The sequence below is a fragment of the Pantoea sp. Acro-807 genome (assembly GCF_011752675.1).
Lineage (GTDB): Bacteria > Pseudomonadota > Gammaproteobacteria > Enterobacterales > Enterobacteriaceae > Pantoea > Pantoea eucrina.
Genome location: NZ_VWXE01000004.1, coordinates 121,077 through 146,156 on the forward strand (window position 1 = coordinate 121,077; position 25,080 = coordinate 146,156).

Consider the following 25,080-nt stretch of genomic DNA (forward strand, 5'->3'; position numbering starts at 1 on the left):
CCTGACTGATGCCCGTTTACGCTTAACGGCTGCCGGCGCTCAGGACAACATGGAAATCGGGGGGAAACATCCGGCGCGGCACAGGCTCTGCGCTGAATGAAATTACGCGACCCTTTGTAAGGCGATCGCGCTACTTAACTGCACACTATCTGACAGAGGTCATCTATGTTTGGGGTGAAAACTTCACGCCTGGCGCTGCCGTTCAGCCACAGCGCCAGCGTTCATCGTGATATCAATGCTATCAGACAGCATGTTGCCTGGATTGAATTTACGCCGGATGGTGAAATTGTTGATGCTAACGCGCTGTTTCTGACGCTGACGGGGTATCAGCTGCAGGAGATCCAGGGCCAGCACCATCGCCTCTTCTGTTCACCGCTTTACAGTCAGACAGCGGGCTATCGCCGTTTCTGGCAAACGCTGGCGCGGGGTGAGTCAATCACCGGCATTTTTGAGCGCTTCGATCGTCAGCAGCAGCGTTTCTACCTGAGCGCGACCTACTTTCCGGTCAGCGATGATAAAGGCCGGGTGTATAAGGTGATCAAAGTCGCCAGCGATATCACCGCGCGCCATCAGGAGCTGGAGCATAAAGAGGCGGTTATCACCGCGCTGGATCGCTCCATGGCGGTGATTGAATTTACACCTGAGGGCGAGATCCTCAGCGCCAACGCTAATTTTCTGCAGCATATGGGGTATAGCAGTGAAGAGATTGTTGGTCAGCATCACCGACTGTTCTGCTATGACGATTTTTATCACGCTCAGCCCGATTTCTGGCAAAAAATGGCGCGCGGGCAACATTTTGTCGGTCGTTTTGAGCGTAAAACCGCCAGCGGTGAGCGCATCTGGCTGGAGGCGAGCTATAACCCGGTAGTGGATGCGGATGGGCGGGTCTATAAAGTTATTAAAATTGCCTCTGATATCACCGCGCGCGTGGAGGCCGCAAAGCGTGTGGCAGATATAGCCCTCACCACGTCAGGTGAAACGTCGCAAATCACCGACAACGCCAACGACGTTCTGGACGAAACCGTACGCAATTCAGGTCTGGTGGCCCAGCGGGTTAATGCTGCGACGGAAATTGGCGTTCAGCTTAATGCGTCTGCCAGAAATATTGGCGAGGTGGTTAACACGATTAATCTCATCGCGTCACAAACAAATATTCTGGCGCTGAACGCCGCCATTGAGTCTGCGCGTGCCGGTGACGCAGGCCGCGGCTTCAGCGTGGTTGCCGCTGAAGTACGTCGTCTGGCTGCTTCCACCGCTGCCGCGACCCGGCAAATTACCGAAGTGGTGCAGCAAAACAGCCTGCTGATAAAAGAGATGTATCAGCAGCTGGATGAGGTGCGTGAGTTTGTCGTAGCTGAGCAGGAAAAAATCGGCATGCTGTCGCGCAGCCTGCGGGAAATTAACAGCGGCGTTCACGAATTTGTTAACGTTATCCACCGCCTGGATGTCTGAAACCAGCGGGAGGCTTTCGCCTCCCGCCCGCTACTCTATGCCGCTGCCTGCGGCCGGTGCGACCGGCTGCCGTTTTTTCTGCAGCGCCCGGCGCAGCGCCGGCTCCGCGTAGCGGGTAATGACATACGCAACACCGGCCAGCACGATAACCATCACCGGCGGCATGATCATCATGACAGTGTCACTTTTGACATAGCGGTTAAGCTTAATCAGCATCGCAATCATCAGGTTTTCATGAATCAGATAGAGCGCATAACTGACAAAGCCCATAGCGGTAAAGAGTCGTAGTGAAAGAAAGTGCTGGATCCGCTGCAGCCTGAAGCTGGCGATGAAAAACAGCAGCATCGCTACCAGCGGCACCAGCGCGAGTGCCCCGCTGTTTTTCACGTAATAGCTAAAGTTGATCAGCAGCGCAACGGCTACCAGCAGATAGTGGTAGCGCCTGTCACGCCCGTGCAGACGCTCGTAGACCAGACAGCCCACCATAAACCAGGCGTAATGAATAAATCCCAGTTTGGAGATGATATCCACCAGCAGCGGATAGCCGAGTGACTTAATGACTGACGCACCGGAAAGTAACAGCATCGGTAAAATCAGCGCCGGCAGGCAATATTTACGTCCCGCAGTGAAATAGACAGCGCCGATAATCAGATAAAACAGGGCTTCAACATAAAGCGACCAGAAAGAACCCGCCATAGAGTGAAACGAAATGCCGGTCAGCTGCGTCAGCGTTTCCGGATTAATAAACAGCAGACCCGGCAGCAGATTTTTCACATAAGGGGTCATAAGAGACCACTCCGGAAAAAATCCGCCGGCCAGAAAAAGCAGCAGGCTGGCAATAAGCATCGCCGGGAAGAGCCGCAGCCAGCGCTTCTGCAGAAAGCCCGAATAGCTCTCCGATCGGTCAAGCGTCATAAAAATAACAAAGCCCGAGATCATAAAAAAGAGCTGTACTCCAGCCCAGCCAAAAGAAAAGAGCGGCAGATGCTGAGTGGTGGCGACATAAGGCAGCAGTTCTGGCCAGCGCGCCCAGGCGTGATAGGCGATAACCATCAGAATAGCCAAACCGCGCATACCGTCGAGGTGAGTGATACGAGCCTGCATGATGTTCTCAGTGACAATAATAAATAGACATAAGTCAAATTAACATTGACGCAGATTTACATTCAATAAGGCTTATTCCTATTAAGATTAAATTTATATTAAGTAAACAGCAAAATGTTATAAAAATTTCTGGCTACCCATTCCGGGTATTTGATACCTCTACTATGCCTGCAGAGCTGGCTATACTTGAACCTGAGCACTGAAACGCCCATTTATTCAGGTCCGTTTATTACATATCACCCGACAGATTCAGTTTTACTGCCTGCATCTTTTTATGCACCAGCTCTCCGGCAGGGCTGTCACAGCGCAACATCACGTTCACGCATCAGGTTTTGCCAGCCTGTGCCGATAACCTGAACATACTTTTGTAATGTCATTTTAACTGGCGTATTAAGCCTATGATAGCGAAGACCTCTCTTGTCGATTCTCCCACACGCGGGCAAATGCGTGGTCTGATCCGTCAGCCTATGATGATGATGGTACTGCTGATCCTGCTGGCATTTGCCGGGGCGTTTATCAGCCTGATATTTATCGCCAGCGATTTAAACCGCCAATCCGATCGCCAGCAATCTTTGCTGCTGGACAAAGCACTGCAGACGCGGCAGGCGGTCATGCAGTTTCACCTCTCTGATAACGCCGAGTGGGGCGAGGCGTACCAGAATCTGCATCGTACGCTGAATCGCAGCTGGGCATGGGATAATCAGAATCTTGGCGCCTCGCTGTTTGATACCTTTGCCTATGAGGGGGTATTTGTTATCTCACCGCAGGATGAAACGCGCTACAGCGTAATCCGTGGGCAGCCAGAAGAGAGAACGCTCTCTCTCTGGCTGGGCGCCGATCCCCTGCCCCGGATTAAAACGCAGCTGCAGGCGAGCGCGGGTAAAGCGATCAGCGACTACGTGCTGGCAAAGGGGCAGCTCACACTCTACAGCGCGGCGTGGATCACCCCAGGAGGCGACCGCAGCGTAACGGCGCTGCCTGGTCCGCCTTCGCTGATGATTTTCACCGATCGCCTGACGCCACAGAAGCTGCTTAAGCTGGGTCATGAGTATGGTATTCAGAACCTCCATCTGGATACCTCGCCTGCCGGCCAGCCAGCCTCTCCCGCTCTGCTGCTCTCCGTGGGTGACAAGCGCGTTGCGCTGGTCTGGCGCAGCGCAAATCCTGGCGGCGCGCTGCTGACCGGATTGCTGCCTCTGCTGGTGCTGATTATGCTGCTCTCACTGTTTACCGCGCTGATGCTGATGCGCAGCGCGCTGCGTAAAGCGCAGCTTAATGATGAGAGCGCCTGGCTACTGGGACAGAGCCAGCTCGCCCTGAGCGCCAGCGAACGACGCTTCCGTGACATCGCCGAAACCACTACGGACTGGATCTGGGAAATGGACAGCCAGCTGCGCTTTGTCTGGATCTCAGGGCGGTTTCCGGTCGTCACCGGTTTCAGCAGTCAGGAGTGGATACAGCGTACGCTGGCGGATTTTCTGCTGGATTACGCGAAATATCGCAGCCGTCTGACGCTGTTTCAGCAATCCGGTGGTCAGTTGACGCTGACCGGTTGCCGCTACCGCTCCGCGCAGGGGCACGTGCGCTACTGTAACCTGACGCTGAAAGAGGTGATGCTGACCCAGGGCGTCAGCGGTTTCCGCGGCAGCGCTACGGATATCACGCTCGAGTATGAGGCGCAGGCGCGGGCGCACTACCTCTCCCATTTTGATGAGCTGACCGGGCTGGCTAACCGGGTGCAGATGCAGGAGTTTCTGACGGGCAAACTCAGCCTGCCGTCCGATCCGCAACATCGCCTGGCGATTATCATGATCGATCTGGATAAATTTAAGCCGGTCAACGATATCTACGGTCACACCGCAGGCGACAAAGTTCTGCATGAGGTATCGGACCGTATTCGCGCCTGTCTCGGCAGTCACGGACTGGCGGCACGCCTGGGGGGCGATGAGTTTGTGGCGATTCTGCCTGAAATGAACAGCCGCGATCGTATTATCGCGCTGTGTCAGCAGCTGATAGCACGTATCAACGATGCGTTTGAGGTGTGTGACAACACGCTGCACATTGGCGCCAGTCTCGGCATTGCGCTGGCGCCGCAGGACGCCGATAACGCCAGCGATCTGCTGCGTTATGCCGATATCGCGCTGTATAAGGCGAAAAACAGCGGACGCAATCAGTGGGTCTTTTTCGATCGCGATATGGAAGAGAAGATTGTGCAGCGCCGCGAGCTGGAGCATGAGCTGCGCGATGCGATTAACAGCGAGCAGCTGGCGCTGGTTTACCAGGCGCGCTATGAGCTGGCAGCCGGACAGGTTACGGCAGTTGAGGCGCTGGTACGCTGGCAGCATCCGCGGCTGGGTCTGCTGATGCCCGATCAGTTCATCCCACTGGCGGAAGAGACCGGCCTGATTGGCGCGCTGAGCGACTGGGTGCTGCTGCGCGCCTGCAGCGATATTGTTAAGTTTGAGCCGGCGCTCTCTGTGTCAGTTAATATCTCAGCGACGGAACTCCAGAATGATGCGCTGCCGTCACGTATTGCCCAGGTGCTGCAGCTCAGCGGCCTGCCCAATCACCGGCTGGAGATAGAAGTGACGGAAAACGCGCTGCTGAGCGATCCGGAGAAAACGCTGGCGACGATGCAGGCGGTTAAAGCGCTCGGCGTAAAATTCCTGATTGACGATTTCGGCACCGGTTACGCCTCGCTCTGCTATCTGCGCGCGTTTCCGTTTGATGGCCTCAAGATCGATAAATCGTTTATTTTCCCGCTGGGTGAATCCCCGCAGGCGCGTCAGGTAGTGGAAAATATGATTGGACTGGGTAAAGCCTATTCGCTGTCAGTTACGGCTGAAGGGGTGGAAACCCCCGGACATATGGCGCAGCTGCAGGCGCTCTCCTGCGACGCGGTACAGGGTTACTATATCGGACGTCCGGGTCCGCTGGCGCAGATTGCGATGGTGCTGCCGGAAGATAGTCCGATGCGGAAAAATGCGGCGGTCCCTCGCCAGCGACATTTATAGCGGTTTATGCGCCGTCTCTTTCGCTTTCCACAGGGCAAGCAGCGTGATCAGCAGCGCCAGCGACACGTAAAGTGATACCCAGAGCGTGTTGCCCGACTCACGGTAAAGCGAGGTGATGATCAGCGGCGCGAAGCCGCCGCCGATGATACCGGCCAGCGTATAGGCAAGCGAAGAGCCGGCGTAGCGGACGTGGCCGGGAAACTGTTCGGTCACGAAAGCCGCCTGCGGACCATACATAATCGCATGGATCAGTAACCCGACGATTACCGCCAGCACAATCAGTACCGGCTGTGAGCTGTCGAGCAGAACAAAAAAGACAAAGCTCCAGATCACGCCCAGCAGTGCGCCAGCGATATAGACCGGGCGACGCCCCAGCCGATCGGATAAGGCACCAAACATCGGCACCGTAATCGCATTGCCGATGGCGCCGAGCATAGTCGCCAGCAGCGCTACCGGACGCGGCAGCTCCAGCACCGTGGTGACGTAGGTCAGCGTAAAGACCACCACCAGCGCATACAGCACGTCAGATCCGATGCGTGAGCCACCGGCAATCAGCAGCGCGCGCGGATGATGGGTAAACACCTCTTTAAGCGGAGCCTGCGTGGTTTTATCTGCCTGTTTCATCGCCTTAAAGGTGGGTGTCTCATCTACGCCGCGGCGCAGCCACAGCCCAAACATCACCAGCAGCAGGCTGAGCAGGAAGGGTATACGCCAGCCCCATGCCTGAAACGCCTCGCCGCTCAGTGACAGGGTCACAAGCGTAATAAAGCCGGTGCCGATAAGCGTACCGCACGACGGCCCTACCTGCGCAAACGAGGCGTTACGCCCGCGCTTGCTGGCGTCACCATGCTCCATCGAGAGCAGTACCGCACCGGCCCATTCCCCGCCCAGCGCTATGCCCTGAATAAACCGCAGCGCGACCAGCAGCACCGGACTCCAGATCCCCCAGCTGGCGTAGCCGGGCAGCATACCCATCAGCGCGGTCGTGACGCCCATGATCACCAGCGTGGTGACCAGCACCGCTTTGCGTCCGGCCACGTCACCAAGATGCCCAAAGATAAAGCCGCCTACCGGACGGGAGACATAGCCAACGGCATACGTGGAGAACGCCAGAATGGTGCCGACCAGCGGATCGAAGCTGGGGAAAAACACATGGTTAAACACCAGCGCCGCCATGATGTTGTAGACGGTAAAATCGTACCACTCCAGCGCCGTACCGATAGAGCTGGCGGCTGCCAGCCGCCGGGTTTTACTGGCGCCCGTAGCGGCAGAGTGTGTGACGTCAGGCTGTGAAACCTGTGACAGTGCAGAGTCATTATTACTCATAGGAGATCTCCTGTCGGGTAAGCTGCCAGCTCAGCGCGTAGCGCTCTGCATCAGCATGGAAAGTGTGCGCGGCCATATCAGCCAGCGTGACAGAGGCGGTTTCATCAGCGCAGTGCAGCAGCAGCATGGCGTGCATCGGACGATCGGCATCGGTTTCGCGCGGCAACGGCGTGCTGAGTGACACATCCGGCGTCAGCAGGCAGGAGGAGATATAGCCCGGCACCTGCGGCAGCTGCTGCTGCCACGCCTGCAGCGCCGTGCCTTCAGCGTCTGCGGGCAGGGTCAGAATAGCGAGATGCGCGCCCTGACCCCGGCCATGCCGGTGTGTCACTGCGCAAACCCTTCGCTTCGGATTAATCATCCGGTTGAGATTAGTGACTGACCATTCCGTCTGGCGCGTAAAGGCGGCGTGGTAGGCGGCGCTGGTAAAAGTCTCCAGCGATGCAGTTTCATAAAGCCCCAGATAGCGGCGCGCTGCCGCTACGGCACGATAACGCGTACCGCTGAGAAAGCCTTCGATGGCGACGCGCTCTTCAACATGTTCATGGTCATACCATTGGTTAAAATCAGCATCATCTTCGGGTGCCACACTGGTGGCGACAAACAGCATACCGTGGGGATTATTCATGATGTAAACCTCGTTGCAGGGCAGATTCGGCAGCAGCGGCCCAGCTAAGCAGCGCTGCATCCTGGTTGTGAACTGACGCCAGCATCAGGCCGGCAGGTGCCTCGCCGGGCGTATGGCAGGGCAGTGAAATGGCGCAGCCATCCAGCATGTTGATGACGCTGGTGTTGCGCAGCATCAGCAGGTTGACTTCGCGGTAGCGCTCTTCATCATCCAGTTCGGCAATGGTGGGTGCGATCAGCGGCACGGTGGGCATCAGCAGCGCGTCAAAGGGCAACAGGAAATCGCTGACCTGCTGCTGCCACGTCCGGCGCAGCTGATACAGCTGCTCCGCATCCTGCGCCGTCAGCGCGCTGCCGCGCCGGATCCGCAGCAGCACCTGCGGATCGTACTCTGCCGGGGCTCTCTCCACCCACGCCTGGTGCCACTGCCAGGCTTCATACGCGGTGATACCGCCGCGCGCGTTGAGGGTATCGAGCTCGTTCAGCAGAGGCATCGGCTGCTCTGTCAGCGTCGCACCCGCCTCGCGCAGTATCCTGAGCGCGCGCTGCCAGGCAGCGCTAACGCCCTCATCCAGACCGTCGAGCACGCGGGTTTGAGGAATAAGAAAATGTGCGTCAGCCAGACTGCGCGGCCCGAGCGTCAGCGGTGCATCGGCGATAACGCTGTCCAGCAGCCAGCAGCTCCGCACGTCATGAGCAATCGTGCCGATACTGTCGAGCGACGGTGCCAGCGGCAGCGTGCCCTGCTGATCGATACGGCTGGCGCTGGGCTTAAAGCCGGTCAGACCACAGAGTGCGGCCGGAATACGTACCGAGCCGCCGGTATCCGTGCCTGCGGAACCGGCTGACATACCATCAGTAACGGCCACTGCCGCACCGGACGATGAGCCACCCGGAATGCGTTTTTCCTGCCGCCGCCACGGGTTGGCAGGCGTGCCGTAATGCGGATTAATGCCCAGACCGGAAAAGGCAAATTCCGTCATAGTGGTTTTCCCTACGATCACGGCGCCCGCCTGCAGCAGACGCTGCACAATAGTGGCGTCAGCCGTCGCGCGCGGGAGGCCGGGCAGCCGCGATCCGGCGAGCGTGGGGGAGCCTGCAACGTCGAACAGATCTTTAATACTGACCGGCACGCCATCAAGTGGTGAGCGCGCCGCGCCGCGTGCCCGGCGCGCATCGGCAGCGATGGCCAGCTGCTGCGCCTGCTCCGCCCATACCTGAGTAAACGCGCGCGCGCCCTCGCCCTGCTCCGCCTGAACTGCCGCCAGCGCCTGTGCCGTCAGCGCCACCGATGTGGTTTCGCCCGCCTGCAGCTGCTGGCTTGCCTGCCATAAGGTTGTCATAAGGCGCGTCTCCATCAGGCAATAACCGGCAGAGTGGACAGCGAATAGCTGTGTTCCAGCGTGCGATTCAGCACCGGGTCGTGCAGCGCCATGCGAAACGCCACGGCGGGACGAATACCGCCAATAGCCGATAATGTGCCGCAGGAGATCGCAAATCCCTCCTCTTCAGCCGTTTTACCTGAGAAGCGCGCAATCAGCTCCAGCGGAGAGAGGAGTGCATCAAGCGTGCCGGACTGGTAGGTGACCCAGTCGCCGTTTTCCATTATCCAGGCACGCAGCTCCAGCCGATCCCAGTGCGCGGCAACCTCCGCCATGCGCCACGCCTGCTGCGCGACTGGCTTCACACATACCTGTTTTGAAAGCGCCACGCTGAAGGTTTCCAGATGGCGATCGGTGTGGTCAGAGATAAGCGAAACCCAGCACTCTCCCTGGTGAAAAAAGACAAACGGCTCAGCCTCACCTGACGTCTGCTCTCCCACCACTTCCACATTCTCATGCTGGCTCAGCAGCCCTGGCGTGGCGCGATAGAACAGCGGTACTGCACCAGGAGCGGGCACGCCCAGCGCCTCCAGCTCACGGATATGGTGCAATACGGCTTCCCGATCGCGCCCGGCCCAGCCCGCAATGACCAGCCGGTTGATGGTGACGTCCAGCGACAGGGGCGGGTTTTCCTGCGTGTTGAAACGTAGCTGCATGGTCGGTTCTCCTGACTTGAAATGATTGTGAAATTTCACTGTGATTTCAAAGTAGCCATTTTCATGCCAGGTTTTTGTGTAATATGTCTCAGTACCCAAAAAAGGATGTGCGCAATGAGTGATGTAATGGCTGAAAATGTGAACCCGCAGGCGGAGGGAAAGACGCTTTCATTAAATGAGCGCGCCTATCTGGCATTTAAACATCGCCTGATCACGCTGCGTTATAAACCCGGCGACTATCTGAATACGGCCCAGGTGATGGAAGATCTGCAGATGGGGCGCACGCCGGTCAACCAGGCGGTGCACCGGCTGGCGACGGAGGGCCTGCTGCAGATCATTCCCCGTAAAGGTGTGATGGTTTCGCCGCTCTCTATTGACGATGCGCTTGAACTGATTGAGGTCAGGCTGGTGAATGAAGCGCTATGCGTCAGGCTGGCCGCGGCGCGCATCAGTGACGCGCAGATTGCTACGTTGCGTCAGCTCAATCAGCAAATCGCGCGCGCCAGCGCGGCGCATGAGCGAGAGACGATGATGCTGCTGGATCGTGAATTTCATCAGGGGCTGGCGGAGATTGCCGGAAACCGGCGTCTGACCGACATTCTGAGCATTATTCATGCTCAGGCACAGCGCTTCTGGGCAACCACGCTCTCCAGCGTCCGGCATATGGAAGAGGTGATCGCCGAGCATGAAGCGATCATCCTGGCGCTGGAGCAGGGTGACGTGCAACAGGCGGAAGCGGCGACGCGGGTACATATTCTCTCTTTCCGTCAGGCGCTGCTTAATCACTGAGTCGCGCGGGATAGCCAGGGACCTGCAGCCAGGGATTCACGCCGGATAAGCGTGCCGGTGTGCGGCGCGCCTGGCCTGATATCGCCGCCGTCAAGCATGGCGACCAGACGGGCGATGGTTTCATGGATCATCTCTGTCACCGGCATTTTCACGCTCGACAGCGCCGGAAGGGTATAGGGTGCCAGTGGAATATCATCAAATCCCACCACCGCCACCTGCTGCGGCACGGCAATCCCCCGGACGGCCAGCGCCCTGAGTGCGCCAATCGCCATTTCATCATTACTTGCCACCACCGCGCTGAAGCGGACGTGCTGCGTCAGCAGCTGCTCAATAGCCATGACGCCCTGTTCCGCCTGCCAGCGCCCTTCCACCACCCGTGCCGAATCGAACGCAATGCCATGCTTCGCCAGCGCCGTCTGATAGCCCGCCAGACGCTCGCGTCCGGTAGGCGAATCAAGCGATCCGGTGATAAACGCAATCTCGCGATGCCCCAGCAGAATAAGCTGCTCAACGGCTGCCGCGCTGGTGGCGTGTTGATCGGCAAAAATGCAGTAGCTGGTATGCTGACGCAGGCGGCGGTTGATGACCAAAATCGGATGCCGGTGCTGAGCAATAATGCTGTCCATCTCTTCGATGGAAAGAAAGCGCGGATAGATGATGACGCCATCGCAGCGCAGATCGAGCAAAAACTCAATGGCGGCCCGCTCTTCTGCCGCGCTGTGCTTGCCGTCCACCAGCAGCAGCTGGCGCCCCTGCTGTTCAAGCATGCGCGCTGAATGCTGCATCATCTCGGTAAAGTAGCTGCCGCTATAGAGCGTATTGGTAATGACCAGCCCGATTGTCTGGCTGGAGCGCGTCGCCAGATTGCGCGCCAGCAGATTGGGCCGGAAGCCGGTTTCAGCGATGGCCGCATACACTTTTTCCCGCGTATCCTGGCTGACATAGCCGTTACCTGACAGAACACGTGACACTGTCGCTTTTGAGACACCCGCGCGTTTTGCTACTTCGGTGATAGTGGTCATAATCTGCCTGTTTAAGCTCTCCTGCGCTGAGTTTACCTAAGTATCGGGACAGGCAAAGAAATTTATCTTTTGTCCCGCCGGGCGAGATCCGATCTGCGTCACAATTGCAGATATTAAATTTTAATTCTCTTGCCTGAACATAATGCACATCTCATGATTTTGTGAAACCGGTTTCTCATGAATAAAAAACAGGCAGCCTGCTGCCGGACAATCTTACCCTGAAAACTGAGACAGAAATCATGGCGAATAAATATGCAGACGCCGCCCGCTCCATTGTTGCTGCGCTTGGCGGCCTGGAGAACGTTACGGCGGTGACCCACTGTATGACGCGACTGCGTTTTGTGGTGCACGCACGCGAAAAGATTAATGATGCCGCGCTAAAAGCGATCCCGGGCGTAATGGGTGTGGTCTATACCGACACACAGTGTCAGGTGATCATTGGCAATGACGTAAACCTCGCTTACCAGGCGGTGCAGCAGCTCGGCACGCCCGGCGCTTCTGCCACCGCAGCCGCGCCGGCGCGGAAAATCACGCTGCGCCGCATCGGAGCCGGCATTCTTGATGCACTGGTGGGCACGATGTCACCGCTGATTCCGGCTATCATCGGTGGCTCAATGGTTAAGCTGCTGGCGATGATGCTGGAGATGGGTGGCGTGCTGGAGAAAGGCAGTTCAACGCTGATCATTCTCAACGTTATCGGCGACGGCGCTTTCTTTTTCCTGCCGGTGATGGTTGCGGCTTCAGCCGCGCTTAAATTCAATACCAATATGTCGCTGGCGATCGCCATTGCCGGAGTGCTGGTACACCCCAATTTTATCGACCTGATGGCGAAAGCCGCGCAGGGCCAGACGGTGGAGTTCGCGTTTATTCCGGTAACGGCGGTGAAATATACCTATACCGTGATCCCCGCGCTGGTGATGACCTGGATCCTCTCCTGGATCGAACGCTGGGTTGATCGCATCACCCCTGCCGTGACGAAAAATTTCCTCAAGCCGATGCTGATCGTCCTGCTGGCCGCGCCGGTAGCCATTCTGCTTGTCGGGCCGCTGGGGATCTGGATCGGCAGCGGCATCTCTGCGCTGGTCTACACCATTCACGGCTATCTGGGCTGGCTCTCAGTCGCCATTATGGGCGCACTCTGGCCGCTGCTGGTGATGACCGGTATGCACCGCGTTTTTACCCCTACTATCATTCAGACCATCGCTGAAACCGGCAAAGAGGGCATGGTGATGCCGTCAGAAATTGGTGCCAACCTCTCGCTTGGCGGCGCGTCGCTGGCAGTCGCGTTTAAAACCAAAAACCCGGAGCTGCGTCAGACCGCTTTTGCCGCCGCCGCCTCTGCCATTGTCGCCGGTATTTCCGAGCCGGCGCTGTACGGTGTGGCCGTGCGGCTGCGCCGTCCGCTGATCGCCAGTCTGATCAGCGGTTTTATCTGCGGCGCGGTGGCCGGCATCGGCGGACTCGCCAGCCACTCTATGGCCTCACCGGGCCTGTTTACCAGCGTCCAGTTTTTTGATCCTGCTAACCCCATGAGCATTGTCTGGGTGGGCGGCGTTATGGTGCTTTCCGTGGTGGTTTCATTTGTGCTGACGCTGCTGCTCGGCTTTGAGGATATTCCTGTTACCACACCAGCAGAAAAGCCGCAGCCGGCCACCGGCAATGTCGCCATCCCTACCCGTTAATGATTGAGGTTTTTTATGTCTGACACGCCATTCCCGGCCGGTTTTTTATGGGGCGGCGCTTTAGCCGCCAACCAGTCTGAAGGAAGTTACCTGGCCGATGGTAAAGGGCTGACCACGGTGGATATGATCCCGCACGGCGCTAACCGTATGGCGGTTAAGCTGGGGCTGGAGAAGCGGTTTACGCTGCGCGAAGAGGAGTTCTATCCCAGCCATGACGCTATCGATTTTTATCATCGCTATAAAGAAGATATCGCGCTGATGGCAGAGATGGGCTTTACCGTTTTTCGTACCTCTATCGCCTGGAGCCGGCTCTTTCCCGACGGCGATGAGCTGACGCCGAATGCGGACGGGATCGCTTTTTATCATAAAGTATTCACCGAGTGCCGAAAATATGGCATTGAGCCACTGGTTACGCTCTCTCACTTTGATGTGCCAATGCATCTGGTCATTGAATATGGCTCATGGCGCAATCGTAAAATGATTGATTTCTTTGCGCGGTACGCGCGAACCTGCTTTGAAGCGTTTGATGGCCTGGTGAAGTACTGGCTGACCTTCAATGAGATCAATATCCTGCTGCACAGTCCCTTCTCAGGCGCTGGCCTGGTATTTGAACCCGGCGAGAATCATGAGCAGGTGAAGTATCAGGCGGCGCATCATGAACTGGTCGCCAGCGCGCTGGTGACAAAGATTGCGCATGAGGTTAATCCGCAGAACCAGGTGGGCTGTATGCTGGCGGGCGGTAACTTTTATCCATGGTCGTGCAAGCCAGAGGATGTCTGGGCCGCGCTGCAGAAAGATCGTGAAAACCTGTTCTTTATTGATGTTCAGGCTCGCGGAGCCTACCCTGCCTACAGCGCACGACTGTTCCGTGAAAAAGGCGTAACCCTTGAAATAACGGATGAAGACGCAGCCATTCTGCGTCACACGGTAGATTTTATCTCCTTCAGCTATTACGCCTCGCGCTGCGCCTCGGCAGAGATGAATGAGCAGAACAGCAGCGCCGCCAACGTTGTTAAATCGCTGACCAACCCGCACATTGCGCGCAGCGCCTGGGGCTGGGGAATCGATCCGCTGGGCCTGCGCATCACCATGAATATGATGTATGACCGTTATCAGAAGCCGCTGTTTCTGGTGGAGAATGGCCTCGGCGCACGTGATGAGCTTACCGCCGCCGGTGAAATTCATGATGACTACCGCATCAGCTATCTGCAGCAGCATATTGAGGCTATGGCAGAGGCTATCGCCGATGGCATACCGGTGATGGGCTACACCACCTGGGGCTGTATCGATCTGGTCGCCGCTTCCACAGGTGAGATGAGTAAGCGTTATGGCCTGGTCTACGTTGATCGGGATGACATGGGCAACGGTACCCTGCAGCGCACGCGCAAAAAATCCTTCTGGTGGTATAAAAAAGTCATCGCCAGTAACGGACGCGACCTCAGTTCTGAGTAATATTTTGCCACTTCTGTCGTCACGGCTGCGGGCGGCTGATGTGTATTGATACGGAAGAATGGTACTATCCCGGCTTTACTGACCAGGAAGAGTGCCATGCAGATAAAAGGATTTCCTGCCCCGTATTCAAAAGGATCCTGCCTTTGGCTGTGCTGCGCACTGCCTGCGCTGCTGGTGCTGCTTAGCTGGCCGATGGCATACGCCGCTGAGCATACTGCCGCTGACAATCGCGCTAACCGCATTGTCAGCGGTATCCTGAGTTTTACCCGCTGGCCACCTCCGGTGCAGGTGCCGCAGCTCTGCATCCTGGCCTCCGCCCGACACCTCACGCTTTCATCAGCCGACGCGCCGCCTGCCACGCCGTTCAGCGTCGTGCGCGCTGACAGCGCTGGCAGGTTATCCGCGCTGCACTGCGACGCGGTCTATTTCGGCACGGAAACTCCGGCTCAGCAGCACGCTGCTCTGGCAGCAATGCCTGATAAAGCGGTGCTCAGCATGGCGGAAAATAACCCTGACTGCGCAACCGGCGCCACTTTCTGTATGATTTTTGGTGAGGAACGTACCCGTTTTTCGGTGAATCTCGATTCACTGGCACGCAGCGGCGTCAAAGTCAGTCCCGATGTGCTGATGCTGTCGCGTAAAGAGAACCAATAAGATGAAATTTTTACTGAGAAAACGTCAGGGTTCATCACTGCGCGGTCGCCTGCGCCGCATCAGCACCATAAATGCGGCGGTGATCCTGCTGCTGTGCTGGCTGCTGATGACCTCGACCTCTCTCTACTTTATTAAGCGTTACGAAAACCGCAATCTGGCGCTGACGGCAACCACGCTGAGCACCAGTCTTACTGCGGCAACGGTATTTGAAGACAGCTATGATGCGCACAGTAAGATTGCCATGCTGGGTGACAAAGGGATGTTTGCGTCGGCGCAGCTGGTCACCGCCAGCCATACCGTACTGGTTGACTGGGTCAACCGCCGCGAGCACAGCGGCTTCTATGAAAAACAGCTGCGGCAGTGGATCTACGCCAGCCCGATTACCGTGGAGATACAGCACGCGGGCACGCGGGCCGGCAGCCTGACACTGGCCGGAACGGTGAACGGCGCCAGCGAATTTATCCACTACTCCATCCTGATCCTGACCTGCGGTATGCTGTGCGTGCTGGTGATCTCTTTTATGCTGAGTGAGTTCCTGCATCGCGGCATTCTGCTCTCCATGCGCACTATCACGCGCGCGATTCACTATGTGATCCGCACCGGTGATTTTGCTCAGCGCGTGCCGCCTGAGCCGATCAATGAGTTTCAGCTGCTCTCCAGCGATCTGAACGCGCTGCTGAGTGAGATGCAGACGCTGAAAGCATCGCTGCTGCGCGATAACCGCTCGCTGGCAGAAAAAGCCCTGACCGACCCGCTTACCGGTCTGGCGAACCGTTCTGCTTTTGTAGCGCGGCTGGCGCAATTGCTCGATCGTCCGTTAACGCCGCCGCGCTTTGCGCTGCTGTTTCTGGATGGTGACCGCTTTAAATACATTAATGACAGCTGGGGACACGCTGCCGGGGATGAAGTGCTGAAAGCAACCGGCGAACGCCTGGCCGCCCTGGTCTCTGAAGGCGATCTGGTTGCACGCATGGGCGGCGATGAGTTTGCGATTGTCCTCACCAGCCGCACTACGCCTGCCCGGCTGCAGGCGCTCCGGGATGCCATACAGCATGCGGTACGCCAGCCTATCGCGCTCAGTGAAGACCGCACTATTACCACCTCAGTCACCATCGGCTACGCCTGGGCGCAGTCTGGCGACAGCGTGGCCTCACTGCTGGAGCGGGCAGATTTGCATATGTATAAAAACAAAAAACTGAATAAGGATCGGCTGTGAAAATCTATTGTTGCCTGATGGCGCTGATACTCACCTGCGCGGGCTGCCAGTCCGGCGGCTTTACCCGTGCCCAGGTTGCAGCGCTGCAGCAGGAGGGCTTTAGTCAGAACAGCGAAGGCTGGGGGCTGGGATTACCCAACCGCATCCTGTTTGGCATTAATGAGTCAGACCTTACCGCGGCCAGTAAACAGCGCATCGCCTCCACGGCAAGCCTGCTGGCAGCTACCGGTATTACGCATCTGCGCATTGATGGTCATACCGATAACTACGGTGAAGCGGGCTATAATCAGCAGCTTTCACTTAAACGCGCCAATGCCGTCGCGCAGCAGTGGGCCGCCGGCAGCGGCGTCCCGCGCGCGAATATTGTGACGCGCGGGCTGGGTATGCGGGTGCCGGTTGCCAGCAACAGTACCTCGCAGGGGCGTGCGCAGAACCGCCGCGTCGCTATTGTGATCACGGCGCCGTAGCGTGACCACCGCGCTCCAGCGCATAGAAATAGAGCCGGTCGCGGGCGAGGTTTTTCATTTTGACTTCGCACATGATATCGAACCGGTCAAACGAGAGCGCCCAGTCGTTTAGCGTCTGATTAAAGAAGTAGTCCGAATGCGCGCGCAGCTTCATTTTGGAGGCTGCCAGCGCGTTCTGATCGGGAAAACCGCTATCGGGGATCAATCCTTCCTGCGCAATCGAGTAGTGCAGCACCGGACGCACGCCGCGCCAGGAGTCGATAATCTGTGCAATCCGGCCATCGTCAGGTTTGATAAAGGCATTCTCTTTTACCCAGTGATGGTGAATATCCAGCACCACCGCGCACAGCTCGCGCGCCTGAAGCACATCATCCAGCGCACAGGAAACCTCATCATTCTCTACCGTGAGCATATTACGCGCCTCAGGGCTGAGCCGCATAAACGCATCGCGAAAACCAGCAAACCCCTTTTTGCCGTTCATATGGATATTGATTTTAAAATCCTGAAAACGCTGTCCATAGCCCATCAGAACGGCACAGGTGGCATGATATTCAACATCCTCAATTGCACGCTCCACCACCCCCTCATTATCAGACGCCAGCACGGTATATTGTCCGGGATGAAACGAGAGCCGAATATTGCTGGCGCGCGCCAGTTCGCCACAGCGGGCAAAGAGCGGCGCCAGCTCCGGCATCGCCTCGCGGTAGAGTGGCGTAGCCTGCGGAACGGTATAGAGCGGCAGCAGATCGCTGCCGATACGCATCATGCGCAGTGCATCAGGCAGCGTGGCGAGCTGTTCCAGCAGAGCATAAAGATTGGTGAGGTTAGTACGGGCCAGCCCAATTAGCAGCGTGGCGGCGGCATCACCCTGCATGCCCAGAAAGCGGGTACGGGTGGTGCTTTTGAATGGAAAAGGCTGCTTCGCCTCATGATCGAAATACTTACACGCAAAACCCAGTTTCATAGAATTCCCCTTAACAGCAGCTAGTGAGTCTAGCTCTCAGACAGGAATGCGCGAGGTGGAGAAAAAAGAAAACGGGCAGCTGCATGGTCGCAGCTGCCCGGAGGGTTACATCTCGGGGAAGGTCAGATTACTGCCCGGTGCCTCACGATGCAGATGGATAAAGTTCAGGTGGCGTTCATAGTGATCGAGAATATCGATAATCACCTGCTCCTTGTTATAGTCCATCAGATCGTTGCCCTGGCTTCCTTCCAGTAAAAAGGTCTCCAGCCGGTAGTAGTGCGATTTACCGCTGCGGGCGCGGTAGGTAAAGCCGGGGATCGAATATTGCTGCGGCCAGACCTGATACATAAAGCTCTGCTCTTCACCCAGATCCACACGCAGCTCGAGGTGACCCAGCGCCTGTCCCTCTTCAGCCGGCATTTTCTCCAGCATGACGCGCGCCCCGCGCAGCTCCAGCTCTTTTGCCACATCTTCCATAGCCGGATAGATCACGGTCTCCATCATCCGCTGCGTATAGCGCGTGCCCGGATAGTTCATCAGGCGCGACAGCCTCTTCTTCCAGCTCAGGCGATCGCTGCTTGAGGGAATATAAGGCGCGGTTTCACGCACGGCACTGGCGCGGCGATGATCTTCTACCTTCAGCGATTTCCACAGGCCGGCCATCACAAAGAAGATCACAAAGCTAAACGGCAGCCCCATGATGACCGTGGTGTTCTGCAGTGCAGAAATCCCGTTGGTCATCAGCATGCCCATGGTCAGCACCCCAATCGCAATTGACCAGAAGATGCGCAGCCAGTTAGGCGCATCGCTGTTGATATCCTTGAGCTTTGAGGTGAAGTTACCCAGCACCAGCGAACCGGAATCTGCTGAGGTAACGTAGAACAGCATCCCGGTAATGGTGGCAACGGACGCGCTGAGTTTAAACGCCGGATATTGCGCCAGCAGACTGTAGAAACCGCGTTCGGCATGCGCCATCACTTCCTGCGCAAAGCCGGCATCGCCGTGAATAATTTCATACAGCGAGGCGTTACCGAATACAGAGAGCCACAGCAGCGTAAACGTAAAGGGAATGATCAGCGTGCCGAGCACAAACTGGCGAATGGTGCGGCCGCGTGAGATACGCGCCAGGAACAGGCCAACAAACGGCGACCAGGCGACCCACCACGCCCAGAAAAACAGCGTCCAGCTGTTCATCCACTGGGTCGGACGATCGAACGCAAAGGTATTCAGCGTCATCCCCATAAAGCGGTTGATATAGTCGCCAACGTTCAGCACCAGCGCGTTCAGCAGGAAGTCTGTTTTGCCCATAAACAGCACAAACAGGATCAAGCCGAGCGCCAGCGCCACGTTCAGCTCAGACAGAATCCGGATACCTTTGTCGACGCCCGATGTGACGGAGATCGTCGCAATGATCACCGACAGGACAATCAGCGCCATCTGCGCGGTCAGTCCTTCAGGGACGTCAAACAGCACCTTCAGGCCATAGTTCAGCTGCACTACCCCGATACCCAGCGTGGTAGCGATACCAAAAATGGTGCCGACTACCGCAGCGATATCCACGGTATGGCCAATCGGTCCATTGATGCGTTTACCAAAGATCGGATAGAGCGCTGAGCGAATGGTGAGCGGCAGATTATAGCGGTAGCTGAAGTAACCGAGCGCGATCCCCATCAATGCGTACATTGACCAGCCGGTCAGCCCGTAGTGAAACAGCGTCCAGACCATCGCCTGACGCGCCGCTTCTATGGTTTGTCCGGCCCCCTCCGGCGGCTGCATATATTGCGACACCGGCTCTGCAACGGAGAAAAACATCAAATCGATTCCGATACCGGCGGCAAACAGCATCGCCGACCAGCTCAGCAGGCTGAACTCCGGTTTGGATTGCTCCGGCCCGAGCTTAATCGCGCCATAGCGCGAGCAGGCCATATAGACCACAAAAACGATATAGAGCGTGGCGGCCAGCATGTAATACCAGCCAAACGTGGTTGAGACCCAGTTTACTGCTGTCTGGATCCAGGCGCCCGCAAGGTCGCTATAGAGAATGGTGACAAGTGAAAATGTCAGAATCAGTCCGGCCGAGGTGAAGAACACCACGGGATTAATTCTGTCCTTTTCACTGGCAGGTGGATTAATCATCGATAACCTCTGGTTAATTTCCTGTAACTACTCAATAAATTGATGCGATCAGTGTGGCTGATCTTGTTGTTGTACTCTCTGCTTTACCTCCGTTAGTTGGGCACGGTGATAAATCGCTACCAAGCGTAGCTCACCGTTTGGCTTTTGTAACAAACGAAGCACACCATCCTAACAACTTTCTTTTTTATATTGAACGTACAATCAAAAAAAGTTTTAATAGGGGTCTCGATTTGAGGTGGAGCGGTAGTGATGCCAAAGGTAGGAATGCAGCCGATACGTCGCCGGCAACTGATTGATGCGACGCTTGATACCATCAACGACGTAGGGATTAACTACGCCACCATCGCGCAAATTGCCCGACGGGCTGGCGTCTCTACCGGCATCATCAGTCACTATTTCAAAGATAAAAATGGCCTGCTCGAAGCCACCATGCGTGATGTCACGCGCCAGCTGCGCGAAGCCGTTTCCATGCGGCTTAAACCGCTGGCAGACGCCAGCACCGAAGCGCGCCTGCTGGCCATTGTGGAAGGTAACTTTGATGATACCCAGCTGCACAGTGCCGCCATGAAAGCGTGGCTCGACTTCTGGGCAAGCAGCATGCATCAGCCGCAGCTGGGCCGGTTAGAGCGGGTCAGCAGTCGCCGCCTGTTCTCCAGCCTGGCTGCAGAGTTTCGCCGGGAAATGCCGCGCGAGCAGGCCCGACTGGCAGCTTACGGTTTGGCTTCTATGATTGATGGCTTGTGGCTGCGTGCCGCATTGAGTGGCAAGCCCTTTGATTTAGCGATTGCCAGAACGCTTACCACCCAATTTATTCGTCAGCAACTGGCTGACTCACCGAATCACTGAGGAAGGAAAAACCATGTCCCGATTCACCGAACAGCACCTCTACATTGATGGCAAATTTGTCCCCTCTGCAGCAGGTAACACCTTCCAGAGTATCAATCCTGCTAATGGCGATGTGCTGGCAGAAGTCCATGAAGCTGAGCGTGCGGATGTCGATCGCGCCGTTGAAGCCGCGAAAAAAGGCCAGAAAATCTGGGCTGCGATGACGGCGATGGAGCGCTCGCGCATCTTACGGCGTGCGGTGGAGATCCTGCGTGAACGTAATGACGAACTGGCGGAACTCGAAACGCTGGACACCGGTAAACCGTTCAGCGAAACCCAGGCGGTAGATATTGTCACCGGTGCTGATGTACTGGAGTACTATGCCGGGCTGATCCCTTCACTGGAAGGCCAGCAGATCCCGCTGCGCGACACCTCTTTTGTCTATACCCGCCGCGAACCGCTCGGCGTGGTGGCCGGGATCGGCGCGTGGAACTATCCCATCCAGATTGCGCTGTGGAAATCGGCACCGGCACTGGCTGCGGGTAACGCCATGATTTTCAAACCCAGTGAAGTCACTCCGCTGACCGCGCTGAAGCTGGCTGAGATCTACACCGCGGCCGGCGTGCCGGATGGTGTTTTCAACGTGCTGAACGGACGCGGCGCGGTGACCGGTCAGCTGCTGACCGATCATCCTGGTATCGACAAAGTTTCCTTCACCGGCGGCGTGGCCAGCGGTAAGAAAGTGATGGCAAACGCTGCCGGCTCGACACTGAAAGATGTCACGATGGAGCTGGGCGGTAAATCTCCGCTGATTATCTTTGATGATGCCGATCTCGACCTCGCTGCTGACATCGCCATGATGGCAAACTTCTACAGCTCCGGTCAGGTCTGCACCAACGGCACCCGCGTCTTTATTCCCGCAGCGGTAAAAGCGGAATTCGAGGCCAAAATCAGCGAACGCGTGGCGCGTATCAAAGCGGGCGACCTCGCCGATCCGGCCACGAACTTTGGTCCGCTGGTGAGCTTTGCCCATCGCGACAACGTAATGCGCTATATCGAATCGGGCATCAGCGAAGGGGCTACGCTGCTGTGCGGCGGTAAGCGCATGAGCGGCGCTGAATTTGATCAGGGCGCGTGGGTTGAACCAACCGTCTTTACCGACTGCCGCGACGAAATGACCATCGTACAGGAAGAGATTTTTGGCCCGGTAATGTCCATTCTCACCTATGAGAGCGAAGAAGAGGTCGTGCGTCGCGCTAATGCCACCGAATATGGTCTGGCCGCGGGCGTGGTCACGCAGGATCTTAACCGCGCGCACCGCGTTATTCACCAGATTGAAGCCGGTATTTGCTGGATCAACACCTGGGGTGAATCCGCCGCTGAAATGCCGGTAGGCGGCTATAAGCACTCCGGCATCGGCCGTGAAAACGGCGTGATGACGCTGCAGAATTACACCCAGGTTAAATCGGTGCAGATCGAAATGACCCGTTTTCAGTCAGTATTTTAATTGAGCTTACCTGAGGAGCGACTAATGGAATTTGATTACGTCATTATCGGAGCCGGATCCGCAGGAAACGTACTGGCTACCCGTCTGACCGAAGATAGCAATGTCAACGTACTGCTGCTGGAGGCGGGTGGACCCGATTACCGCTTTGACTTCCGCACTCAGATGCCTGCGGCCCTGGCTTACCCGCTGCAGGGTAAGCGCTACAACTGGGCGTATGAGACCGAGCCGGAACCTTATATGAATAACCGCCGCATGGAGTGCGGGCGCGGTAAAGGGCTGGGTGGCTCTTCGCTGATCAACGGCATGTGCTATATCCGCGGCAATGCGATGGACCTCGACAACTGGGCCAAAGCGCCCGGTCTTGAGCAGTGGAGCTATCTCGACTGCCTGCCCTACTATCGCAAGTCAGAAACGCGTGATATCGGCGCAAATGACTATCACGGCGGCGAAGGTCCGGTCAGCATCACCACCTGTAAGCCGGATAACAACGTCCTGTTTGCGGCAATGATTGAAGCAGGCGTGCAGGCGGGTTATCCGCGCACCGACGATCTGAACGGCTATCAGCAGGAAGGCTTTGGCCCGATGGATCGCTTTGTTACGCCAAAAGGCCGCCGTTCCAGCACGGCACGCGGCTATCTCGATACCGCGAAAAAGCGTCCGAACCTGAAGATCATTACCCATGCGACCACCGATCGCATTCTGTTTGACGGCAAGCGCGCGACCGGCGTTGAATACCTTGAGGGCGGCAGTAACACCCCGAAAACGGTCTATGCGCGGCGTGAAGTACTGCTGTGCGCTGGCGCCATCGCCTCGCCGCAGATCCTGCAGCGTTCAGGTGTCGGTCCGGCAGAGCTGTTGCAGCAGTTTAATATTCCGGTCGTGCACGACCTGCCCGGCGTGGGTGAGAATCTGCAGGACCACCTGGAGATGTATCTGCAGTATGAGTGCAAAGAGCCGGTCTCTCTTTATCCGGCGCTGAAGTGGTGGAACCAGCCGAAAATCGGCGCCGAATGGCTGTTCAACGGTACCGGCGTCGGCGCCAGCAACCAGTTTGAAGGCGGCGGCTTTATTCGCAGCCGGGAAGAGTTCGACTGGCCTAACATCCAGTATCACTTCCTGCCGGTTGCCATTAACTACAACGGCTCTAACGCGGTTGAAGCGCACGGCTTCCAGTGCCATGTTGGCTCTATGCGCTCGCCAAGCCGGGGTCACGTGCGGATCAAATCACGCGATCCGCGCCGCCATCCGGCCATTCTGTTCAACTACATGTCGCATGAACAGGACTGGCATGAGTTCCGCGATGCGATTCGCATTACGCGTCAAATCATCAACCAGCCGGCGCTGGATAAATATCGCGGTCGCGAAATCAGTCCGGGAATCGACTGCCAGACCGATGAGCAGCTGGATGAGTTTGTGCGTAACCACGGTGAAACCGCTTACCACCCTTGCGGCACCTGTAAAATGGGCAGCGATGAGATGGCCGTGGTCGATGGTGAAGGTCGCGTGCATGGCCTGCAGGGGCTGCGCGTGGTCGATGCCTCCATCATGCCGCTGATCATTACCGGCAACCTGAATGCGACAACCATTATGATTGGCGAGAAGATTGCGGATAACATTCGCGGTCGCGATCCGCTGCCACGCAGCACTGCCGACTACTATGTTGCCGGCGAGCGCCCGGTGCGCGGTGAGCCTGTACGGGCATAACCTCTCTGCAGGGCAGCGCAATGCTGCCCTGCTTCATACCGTCTTATCCTCGCTGTGAAACATGCCACGACGAATGCCCGATCGGACCAGCTGACACTGAAGCTGAACGAGTTAGTTAATCAACTAATAGTATGTTGTAATTATGATAGTGTGGCAGCTTCATTTTCCGCGCCTGCTGCTGCCAGAAAATGCTGCAGAATGGCATTCCGGCGCTCTCCCTGCCGGGTCACAATCGCGATTTGGCTGCCGAAGCGCAGCCGCGAAGGCGCAATTGCACGCATCTGCTGCAGCTCACACCAGCGTGCCGCATAGTGATCGGGCAGAAAGCCGATATAGCGTCCGGTTAAGATCAGAAAAGCGATACCTTCCCGGTCAGAGGCTGTGGCCGTACAGTTAAGCGACCGATGCAGGGCAGCGGCTTCCGCGCTCAGACGGTAGCCAGGCGCTATCGCTTCATAGCGATGCAGCACCGCTGGATCCGCCTCATGCGCCTGGCTGAAAAGCGGGTGCGTACTGCTGCAGTAAAGACAGGAGATCTCTTCATAGAGCGGCATATAGACCAGGCCCGACACCGGCGCGGTATAGGGCAGTGCGCCCACGTGCAGACGTCCGTCAAGCAAACCCTGCTCAATATCAGCGGCCGTAAGCATACTGATATCAATGCGGACTTCCGCACCCTTTTCGCGTAACGCTTCCAGCGCCTGCGTAATCTGCATACGCGGCTGCGTCACCAGATTATTGATAATGCCGATATTAAGTTCACCGCGCAGCTGTTTATGCATCTGATTTATTTGCTGGCGAAAATCCTCAACCGCCGCCATCAGGCTGGCGCTGTGGCGCAGGATCTCGCGCCCCTCATCCGTCAGGGCAAATCCCGCCCTTCCGCGCTGACAGAGCCGCATCCCGAGACGCTTCTCCAGATCGCTCATATGCAGGCTGATCGCCGAACGGGTAATGCCCAGCCTGCTCTCGGCAGCCGTAAAGCTGCCGCATTCGCTAACGACTTTAAACAGCCGCAGCAGACGCAGATCGAAATCGGTAACCTGCGCCAGGGTTTTAGGTTTCATTCAGGTGAGTTTTCCGCTGACTAAACTTAAGTTA

20 protein-coding genes are annotated in these 25,080 nt (G+C 57.0%); 11 read left to right on the forward strand and 9 right to left on the reverse strand.

The genetic code is table 11. The features are described from left to right. The first annotated feature begins 165 nt into the window (after positions 1–165). Entirely contained in the window at positions 166–1,452 is a 1,287-nt protein-coding gene (locus tag F3J39_RS11295) for a PAS domain-containing methyl-accepting chemotaxis protein (protein ID WP_040113520.1), read from the forward strand. Between the two features lie 30 nt (positions 1,453–1,482). Here F3J39_RS11295 and F3J39_RS11300 read toward each other — a convergent pair whose 3' ends face one another. Continuing rightward, positions 1,483–2,556: an acyltransferase gene (locus F3J39_RS11300; RefSeq protein WP_071668358.1), complete on the reverse strand. Its 1,074-nt coding sequence runs from the start codon at positions 2,554–2,556 to the stop codon at positions 1,483–1,485. 443 nt (positions 2,557–2,999) lie between these two features. On the opposite strand from F3J39_RS11300, the gene F3J39_RS11305 reads away from it, so the two are divergent. Further along, positions 3,000–5,570, forward strand: coding sequence for an EAL domain-containing protein (locus tag F3J39_RS11305; RefSeq protein ID WP_233499562.1), 2,571 nt, complete (start codon positions 3,000–3,002; stop codon positions 5,568–5,570). Here the strand turns inward: F3J39_RS11305 and F3J39_RS11310 are convergent. The 4 genes from F3J39_RS11310 to F3J39_RS11325 are packed head-to-tail and all read right to left on the reverse strand — an operon-like array spanning position 5,565 to position 9,561. Continuing rightward, positions 5,565–6,896, reverse strand: a complete 1,332-nt coding sequence (locus F3J39_RS11310; RefSeq protein ID WP_040113522.1) for an MFS transporter — start codon at positions 6,894–6,896, stop codon at positions 5,565–5,567. The genes F3J39_RS11305 and F3J39_RS11310 overlap by 6 nt on opposite strands. Further along, positions 6,889–7,524 (reverse strand): DUF4286 family protein, encoded by a 636-nt coding sequence (locus F3J39_RS11315; RefSeq protein ID WP_166714198.1) that lies wholly within the window; start codon positions 7,522–7,524, stop codon positions 6,889–6,891. The genes F3J39_RS11310 and F3J39_RS11315 overlap by 8 nt, the downstream gene beginning before the upstream one ends. After that, a complete protein-coding gene (locus tag F3J39_RS11320; protein ID WP_166714199.1) occupies positions 7,517–8,866 on the reverse strand; it encodes an amidase in 1,350 nt (449 codons plus the stop codon). The genes F3J39_RS11315 and F3J39_RS11320 overlap by 8 nt, the downstream gene beginning before the upstream one ends. 14 nt (positions 8,867–8,880) lie before the next feature. Continuing rightward, positions 8,881–9,561, reverse strand: a complete 681-nt coding sequence (locus F3J39_RS11325) for a DUF2848 domain-containing protein (protein ID WP_166714200.1) — start codon at positions 9,559–9,561, stop codon at positions 8,881–8,883. A 114-nt stretch (positions 9,562–9,675) separates the two neighbouring features. Between F3J39_RS11325 and F3J39_RS11330 the strand changes: the two genes are divergently transcribed. Beyond that, positions 9,676–10,350: a GntR family transcriptional regulator gene (locus tag F3J39_RS11330; RefSeq protein ID WP_104085819.1), complete on the forward strand. Its 675-nt coding sequence runs from the start codon at positions 9,676–9,678 to the stop codon at positions 10,348–10,350. Here F3J39_RS11330 and F3J39_RS11335 read toward each other — a convergent pair. Beyond that, positions 10,344–11,372: a LacI family DNA-binding transcriptional regulator gene (locus tag F3J39_RS11335; RefSeq protein WP_040113526.1), complete on the reverse strand. Its 1,029-nt coding sequence runs from the start codon at positions 11,370–11,372 to the stop codon at positions 10,344–10,346. The genes F3J39_RS11330 and F3J39_RS11335 overlap by 7 nt on opposite strands. A gap of 239 nt (positions 11,373–11,611) precedes the next feature. On the opposite strand from F3J39_RS11335, the gene ascF reads away from it, so the two are divergent. The 5 genes from ascF to F3J39_RS11360 all read left to right on the forward strand — a co-directional run bounded on the left by ascF (position 11,612) and on the right by F3J39_RS11360 (position 16,843). Continuing rightward, positions 11,612–13,054 (forward strand): PTS cellobiose/arbutin/salicin transporter subunit IIBC, encoded by a 1,443-nt coding sequence (ascF, locus tag F3J39_RS11340; RefSeq protein ID WP_040113527.1) that lies wholly within the window; start codon positions 11,612–11,614, stop codon positions 13,052–13,054. 15 nt (positions 13,055–13,069) lie between these two features. Beyond that, positions 13,070–14,506: a 6-phospho-beta-glucosidase gene (locus tag F3J39_RS11345; protein ID WP_071668364.1), complete on the forward strand. Its 1,437-nt coding sequence runs from the start codon at positions 13,070–13,072 to the stop codon at positions 14,504–14,506. Positions 14,507–14,602: 96 nt separating this feature from the next. Further along, positions 14,603–15,160, forward strand: coding sequence for a YfiR family protein (locus tag F3J39_RS11350; RefSeq protein WP_040113531.1), 558 nt, complete (start codon positions 14,603–14,605; stop codon positions 15,158–15,160). A 1-nt stretch (position 15,161) separates the two neighbouring features. Then, positions 15,162–16,376, forward strand: coding sequence for a diguanylate cyclase (locus tag F3J39_RS11355; RefSeq protein WP_071668366.1), 1,215 nt, complete (start codon positions 15,162–15,164; stop codon positions 16,374–16,376). A gap of 17 nt (positions 16,377–16,393) precedes the next feature. Beyond that, the gene (locus tag F3J39_RS11360; RefSeq protein ID WP_040113887.1) at positions 16,394–16,843 is read left to right on the forward strand and encodes an OmpA family protein; all 450 of its coding nucleotides are present in this window, start codon (positions 16,394–16,396) and stop codon (positions 16,841–16,843) included. Here the strand turns inward: F3J39_RS11360 and F3J39_RS11365 are convergent. Together F3J39_RS11365 and F3J39_RS11370 are read right to left on the reverse strand one after the other, a co-directional pair. Next, positions 16,830–17,807, reverse strand: coding sequence for a UV damage endonuclease UvsE (locus F3J39_RS11365; RefSeq protein WP_104085816.1), 978 nt, complete (start codon positions 17,805–17,807; stop codon positions 16,830–16,832). The genes F3J39_RS11360 and F3J39_RS11365 overlap by 14 nt on opposite strands. Before the next feature lie 105 nt (positions 17,808–17,912). Continuing rightward, positions 17,913–19,943 (reverse strand): choline transporter, encoded by a 2,031-nt coding sequence (locus F3J39_RS11370; RefSeq protein WP_104085815.1) that lies wholly within the window; start codon positions 19,941–19,943, stop codon positions 17,913–17,915. A 249-nt stretch (positions 19,944–20,192) separates the two neighbouring features. Here F3J39_RS11370 and betI point away from each other — a divergent pair, with 249 nt between their 5' ends. The 3 genes from betI to betA are packed head-to-tail and all read left to right on the forward strand — an operon-like array spanning position 20,193 to position 23,979. Then, complete coding sequence (betI, locus tag F3J39_RS11375) at positions 20,193–20,789, forward strand: transcriptional regulator BetI (RefSeq protein ID WP_040113539.1); 597 nt, start codon at positions 20,193–20,195, stop codon at positions 20,787–20,789. Between the two features lie 13 nt (positions 20,790–20,802). After that, positions 20,803–22,275, forward strand: coding sequence for a betaine-aldehyde dehydrogenase (betB, locus tag F3J39_RS11380; RefSeq protein WP_071668368.1), 1,473 nt, complete (start codon positions 20,803–20,805; stop codon positions 22,273–22,275). Between the two features lie 24 nt (positions 22,276–22,299). Continuing rightward, positions 22,300–23,979 carry a choline dehydrogenase gene (gene betA / locus F3J39_RS11385; RefSeq protein WP_166714201.1) on the forward strand — a complete coding sequence of 560 codons (1,680 nt, stop codon included), beginning with the start codon at positions 22,300–22,302 and terminating at the stop codon, positions 23,977–23,979. A 140-nt stretch (positions 23,980–24,119) separates the two neighbouring features. Here betA and F3J39_RS11390 read toward each other — a convergent pair whose 3' ends face one another. Further along, the gene (locus F3J39_RS11390; RefSeq protein WP_166714202.1) at positions 24,120–25,046 is read right to left on the reverse strand and encodes a LysR family transcriptional regulator; all 927 of its coding nucleotides are present in this window, start codon (positions 25,044–25,046) and stop codon (positions 24,120–24,122) included. Positions 25,047–25,080: the final 34 nt, after the last annotated feature.